Raw genomic sequence first — 5,698 nt, forward strand, 5'->3', positions numbered from 1 at the left:
GAAGGCGGCCCCGGAGCCCGCGCCGAAGCCCGCGCCCGCAAGCACCCGGCCGACGGCGCCCGGCAGCGCCCCGCAGCCGCGCTGGATCTACACCCACCCCGGGGGCGAGCCCGCACCGCAGACGGCCGCGCTCTGGAAGGACCGGCTGCTGGTCCTGACCGACGAGAAGGGTGCGAGCGCGGTGGACCTGCGCACCGGGCGCCGGGCGTGGCAGTGCCCGGACGCCGCGGGCGGCCGGGCCGCGCTGCCCGCCGGGGACGAGCACTGCTTCGTGGCGGGCCCGTCCGCGTTCCTGTGGATCTCGGCGAAGGACGGCACGGTCGCCCAGCGGCTGGCGTACGACGACGGCTTCGAGGACGTGCCCGGCCTCACGGTCGGCACGCTGGTCGGCGCGGACGGGTCGAGCATCTGGTTCACCGGCGCGCACCGGGTGACGGTGAAGGCGCCCAAGCCCAAGAAGGGCAAGAAGCGCGGCAAGGACAAGAAGGTCGTCAAGTCGTACCTGTTCGCGTACGACATCGCGGAGCGCAAGGAGCTGTGGCGGTCGCCGCTGCCCAACGGCCGCGGCGACGCCGCACCCGCCTACCAGCTGATCGCGGTCCGCGAGGACTCCGTGGTCGTGCGGCAGCGGCCGTCCTCCCGTACGCCGAAGCAGGTGAAGGCCGCCAAGAACAAGTCCCGGTTCACCGAGTTCGACCGGGCGACCGGCAAGGCCCGGTGGACCAAGGCCCTCGGCCGGGTCACCCCGGACGGGGCGGCCGCGGGCGGCGACGACGGCGTCCTGTACGCGGCGGAGGGCAGCGGCCTGCGGGCGTTCGCGACGCCCGGCGGCAAGGCGCGGTGGACGTTCAAGGGCGGCCGCGACTCCGTCTTCGGCCTCCCGGTGCCGAAGGACGACACGCTGTACACCACCAACCGGAACCACGTCGTCGGCGCGCTCGACCGCGAGAGCGGCCGGGCGGTGTGGCAGCGGTCCACGGAGGCGGCGGGCGACGGCATCCCCGCGATCACCGTCAGCTCCGGCGGCAAGACCCTGCTCGCCGCCGAGCAGGGCCAGGTCACCGCCTTCGCCGCGGCCGACGGCAAGCGGCTGTGGAAGTTCCAGGACATCGGCAACCAGGACCCCGGCGGCGAGACCGTCACCGCCGGCTACCAGGTCCTGGCGTACGACGGGACCGCGATCGTCCGGCGCGGCCGGACCGTCTACGCGTTCCCGGTGGCCTGACCGCGTCCGTCCGGGGGACGGGGCCGCCGCCTTCCGGGCGATTCCGGGGGCGGTGGCCCGCCGCCACGCCCCCCGGTCCTTGCGTCGCACTCCGCACCACGTGAGCGTATGCACGAAATGCGCTCACTCATGGGGTAGTCGCACGATTCGCCCCGTTCCGGAGGTGATGTCGTGGCGTCGGGCACCCTGGTGCGCAGCTTCGGTACGGCGGTGCTGGCCGCCGTCGTCGTGGTCTCCCCGGCCACCGCCGTCGCGGCCCCGGCCCCGCCTCCCGCGCCCGGTGACGCCGCCGGGCTGCTGAGCGAGTTGCAGCGGCTCTACCAGCAGGCCGAAGAGGCCACCGAGAGCTACAACGGCACGGCGGCCGAGCTGAAGAAGCGGGCCGCGAGGGCGAAGAAGCTCGACGCGGCCCTCGTCACCGCGCGCCGCTCGCTGGCCGACGGCCGCGACGCCGCCGGGCGGCTGGCCCGCGAGCAGTACCAGGGCCGGTCCGAACTCTCCGCGTATCTGCGGCTGCTGCTGATGCGCGACCCGGAGGCGGCCCTGACCCAGGGCCAGGTCATCCAGCGGCTGGCCGCCGGGCGGGCGGCGGCCGTGCGGCGGCTCGGCGCGGCCGAGAAGCGGGCCGACGAGCTGGCCCGGGAGTCCCGCAAGGTGCTGGCCGAGCAGCGGACGCTGACCGCGCGCAAGAAGAAGGAGCGCGACACCGTCCGCACCCGGCTGAAACAGGTCGAGGCGATGCTCGCCCGGCTCTCCCCGGACCAGCTCGCCGACGTCAACGGCCTCCAGCGCGCGAACACGGACCGGGCCCAGAGCGCGCTCGCCGGGGCGCTGTCCTCGTCCCGGCCGCCGACCGCGCAGGGCGGGGCGGCCGTCCGGTACGCGGTCCGGCAGATCGGCAAGCCGTACGTGTGGGGTGCGGAGGGCCCCGACGCGTTCGACTGCTCCGGGCTGACCTCGCGGGCGTGGGCGAGCGCCGGCCGCGTCATTCCGCGCACCTCGCAGGAGCAGTGGCGGCAGCTGACCCGCGTCCCGATGAACGCGCTGCGCCCCGGCGATCTGGTGGTCTACTTCCCGAAGGCGACCCATGTGGCGCTGTACCTCGGCAACGGCCTGGTGGTGCAGGCGCCCCGGCCCGGCTCGCGGGTGAAGGTGTCCCCGGTGGCGTCGAACCCGGTGCTCGGCGCGGTCCGGCCCGACCCGGCCGGTACGCCGCTGGCCTCGTACCAGGGCCCCGAGCTGCCCAAGGGGGCGACCGACGGCTCCGACGAGGGCTACGGCTCCGCCGCGGCCCCGGCCTCGTAGGGCCGGGGGCGCGGCGGGGGCGCCGTCAGGCGGCGGGGCCGGCCACCGAGGCGAGATAGGCCTGCGCCCGCTCCGGGTCGAAGAAGAAGTTCTCGAAGTCGGCCGGGTCGTCGAAGCCGTTGGCGAAGCGGTCCGCGACCGGCTGGAGCCCGCCGGCCGCCCCGATCAGGTCGAGCACGTGGGCCGGCGGGGCGCCGAGCATGGCGTTGGTCCACTTCGTGACGTGCTGGGCGGTCTCCCAGTAGCGGTCGAACGTGGCCTGCATCCACGCCTCGTCGAACTCCCGGTCGCCGTGCTCGACGATCGCGTCGAGGTAGGCGGCGGCGCACTTGGACGCCGAGTTGGAGCCCTGGCCGGTGATCGGGTCGTTGGCGACGACGACGTCCGCGACGCCGAGCACCAGACCGCCGCCGGGCAGCCGGCCGACCGGCTTGCGGACGGTGGGGGCGTACCGGCCGGCGAGGGTGCCGTTGGCGTCGGTGAGTTCGACCTTGGTGGCGCGGGCGTACTCCCAGGGGGTGAAGCGCTCCATCAGCTCCAGGGTCTTCGCCAGGTGCTCGGAGGGGTCCTTGATGCCCTGGAACGCGTCGAGCGGCCCGCCGGGGACGCCCTCCCAGAACAGGATGTCGGCCCGGCCCGAGAGGGTGAGGGTGGGCATGACGAACAGCTCGCCGACGCCGGGGACCAGGTTGCAGCGGACCGCGTCGAACTCCGGGTGCTCGGGGCGCGGGCCCATGCCGTGGACGTAGGCGACGGCCAGCGCGCGCTGCGGGGCGTCGTACGGCGAGCGGGCGGCGTCCCGGCCGAACATGGAGACCAGTTCGCCCTTGCCGGCCGCGACCAGTACGAGGTCGTAGGCGCGCGAGAAGTAGTCGAGGTCGGAGACGGCCGCGCCGTGGATGACGAGCTGTCCGCCGCGCTGGGCGAAGGTGTCCATCCAGCCGGCCATCTTGACCCGCTGGTCCACGGACTGGGCGTAGCCGTCGAGCCGGCCGACCCAGTCGACGGCCCGCGAGGAGTCCGGGGCGGCGACGGAGACGCCGAGCCCCTCGATGCGCGGGGCCTGGGACTCCCAGAAGTTGAGCCGGAGGTCCCGCTCGTGCTGGAGCGCGGTGTGGAACATGCACTGCGTGGACATGACCCGGCCGGACCGGATCTCGTCGGCCGTGCGGTTGGACATCAGGGTGACTTCGTAGCCCTGGGACTGGAGTCCGAGGGCGAGCTGGAGTCCGGACTGGCCGGCTCCGACTATCAGTATCTTCCGCATCGCGGTTCTCCGTTGGGGGGTGCGGGGTTACGCGGGGCTGGTCTCGAGGGCGTGGCCGACGAGGGTCAGCAGGGATTCGACGACCGTGATCCGGCTGCGCGCGTCCATGATCAGGACGGGGACGTGGGCGGGGACGGTCAGCGCCTCGCGGACGTCGTCGGCCTCGAAGGCCGGGGTGCCCTCGAAGTGGTTGACGGCGACGATGTACGGCAGTCCGCAGCTCTCGAAGTAGTCGAGGGCGGGGAAGCAGTCGGCGAGGCGGCGGGTGTCGGCCATGACGACGGCGCCGATCGCGCCGCGCACCAGGTCGTCCCACATGAACCAGAACCGCTTCTGGCCCGGGGTGCCGAAGACGTACAGCACGAGGTCGTCGTCGAGCGTCAGCCGGCCGAAGTCCATGGCGACGGTCGTGGTGAGCTTGTCGGGGGTGGCGCTGAGGTCGTCGGTGTCCTCGCTGGCCCGGGTCATCATCGCCTCGGTCCGCAGCGGGGTGATCTCGGAGACCGCGCCGACGAAGGTGGTCTTGCCGACGCCGAAGCCGCCCGCGACCACGATCTTGGTGGCGATCGGGGCCCTGGTGGTGTCCAGCTCCCAGGGCTGGAGCTTCTCCTCGGGGCGGCTCTCCGGCCCCGGCTGCCGCGGGGCGAACAGCGGCGACTCAGAGACGGCGGAGTCCATCGAGCACCCTTTCGAGCAGTGCGCGGTCGGGTCTGCCGGGGCCGTGCCCGGTCCCGTACACGCGGATCTTTCCCTGGTCGGCCAGGTCGCTGAGCAGGACCCGGACCACGCCGAGCGGCATTCTCAGCAGTGCCGAGACCTCCGCGACGGTACGCATCCGGCGGCAGATCTCCACGATGGCCCTGAGTTCCGGCATCACGCGGGAGGGGTTGCCGTTGGTGAGTTCGCGGCGCTCCTCCGGGGCCTCCAGCGCGGCGACGAACGTCTCCACGAGCAGGACGTGTCCGAAGCGGGTGCGGCCGCCGGTGAGCGAGTACGGGCGTACCCGTGCGGGCCGTTTGCCCGCTCCGCGTACGGGGAGTTTGCCGGCGGGTCCGGCGGCGGCCGGGGTCACTGGGCGCTCTCCAACGATGTGCGCAGCTCCCTGCGGAGTTCGGGGGTGAGTACGTGCCCGGCCCGGCCGACGAACAGCGCCATGTGGTACGCGACGACGCCCATGTCGCAGTCGGGGGCGGCGTGCACCCCGAGCAGGGAGCCGTCACTGATCGACATGACGAAGACGCTGCCCTCCTCCATGGTGACCATGGTCTGTTTGACGCCGCCGCCCTCCATCAGCGTCGCGGCACCGGCGGTGAGGCTGCCTATGCCCGAGACGATGGTCGCCAGATCGGCGCTGGAACCGCGTGGTCCGCTCGGCGCGGCCGGTTCGGCGGCGTCCGTCCGGTGGCCGGGGTCGGAGGAGAGCAGCATCAGCCCGTCCGACGAGACGACCGTGACCGAGTGGACCCCTGGCACCTCCTCCACGAGATTGCCGAGCAACCACTGCAGGTTCCGGGCCTCGCTACTCAGCCCGCATGTGCTGGGCGCAGTCAACTACGTGCCTCCTCGACTGATTCCCCCGTGTCTCCGGTCCGGCCTTCGGTACGGCCTGCCGGCTCGTCCTGTTCGGTACGTGTGTCTCCGGCGAGTTCCGCCTCGACGTCTCTGCGTCCTTCCTTCGCCCCCTGCTGGAAGCCGTCGAGGCGGCGGCGCAGGGCCTCGCGGTCGACGCTCCCCCGGCGCTCGGCGGCGGGTGCCCCGGCAGGCCGGACGATGTTGGGGGTCCGCTTGGGCAGTCCCTTGTCGGTGACGGCCGCGGCCTCCGGGGCGGGGTCGGCCGCCGCCTGCGGCGCCTCGTCGTCGGCGCGCTCGTGCCGGTCGGGGCCGATGGCGTACGGGCCCGA

General features: G+C 73.5%; 6 protein-coding genes and 1 pseudogene. 2 read left to right on the forward strand and 5 right to left on the reverse strand.

From position 1 onward, the window contains the following. On the forward strand, nucleotides 1-1,225 hold a 1,225-nt coding region (locus MHW47_RS31175), incomplete at its 5' end, for a PQQ-binding-like beta-propeller repeat protein (protein WP_239227226.1). A gap of 171 nt (nucleotides 1,226-1,396) precedes the next feature. After that, a complete protein-coding gene (locus tag MHW47_RS31180; RefSeq protein WP_239227227.1) occupies nucleotides 1,397-2,530 on the forward strand; it encodes a C40 family peptidase in 1,134 nt (377 codons plus the stop codon). A 25-nt stretch (nucleotides 2,531-2,555) separates the two neighbouring features. On the opposite strand, the gene MHW47_RS31185 is transcribed toward MHW47_RS31180, so the two are convergent. The 5 genes and pseudogenes from MHW47_RS31185 to MHW47_RS31205 form a co-directional block, all read right to left on the reverse strand. Beyond that, nucleotides 2,556-3,797 (reverse strand): styrene monooxygenase/indole monooxygenase family protein, encoded by a 1,242-nt coding sequence (locus MHW47_RS31185; RefSeq protein ID WP_239227228.1) that lies wholly within the window; start codon nucleotides 3,795-3,797, stop codon nucleotides 2,556-2,558. 27 nt (nucleotides 3,798-3,824) lie between these two features. After that, nucleotides 3,825-4,475 (reverse strand): ATP/GTP-binding protein, encoded by a 651-nt coding sequence (locus MHW47_RS31190; protein ID WP_239227229.1) that lies wholly within the window; start codon nucleotides 4,473-4,475, stop codon nucleotides 3,825-3,827. Beyond that, on the reverse strand, nucleotides 4,456-4,869 hold the full coding sequence (locus tag MHW47_RS31195; protein WP_239227230.1) for a DUF742 domain-containing protein: 414 nt from the start codon (nucleotides 4,867-4,869) through the stop codon (nucleotides 4,456-4,458). Before MHW47_RS31195 ends, MHW47_RS31190 begins: the two co-directional genes overlap by 20 nt. After that, on the reverse strand, nucleotides 4,866-5,348 hold the full coding sequence (locus MHW47_RS31200; protein WP_239227231.1) for a roadblock/LC7 domain-containing protein: 483 nt from the start codon (nucleotides 5,346-5,348) through the stop codon (nucleotides 4,866-4,868). Before MHW47_RS31200 ends, MHW47_RS31195 begins: the two co-directional genes overlap by 4 nt. Further along, nucleotides 5,345-5,698: pseudogene (locus tag MHW47_RS31205) on the reverse strand (histidine kinase); the annotation flags it as partial. The gene MHW47_RS31200 and the pseudogene MHW47_RS31205, both read right to left, overlap by 4 nt.

Origin of the sequence: Streptomyces sp. OfavH-34-F, assembly GCF_022347745.1 — a bacterium.
Lineage (GTDB): Bacteria > Actinomycetota > Actinomycetes > Streptomycetales > Streptomycetaceae > Streptomyces.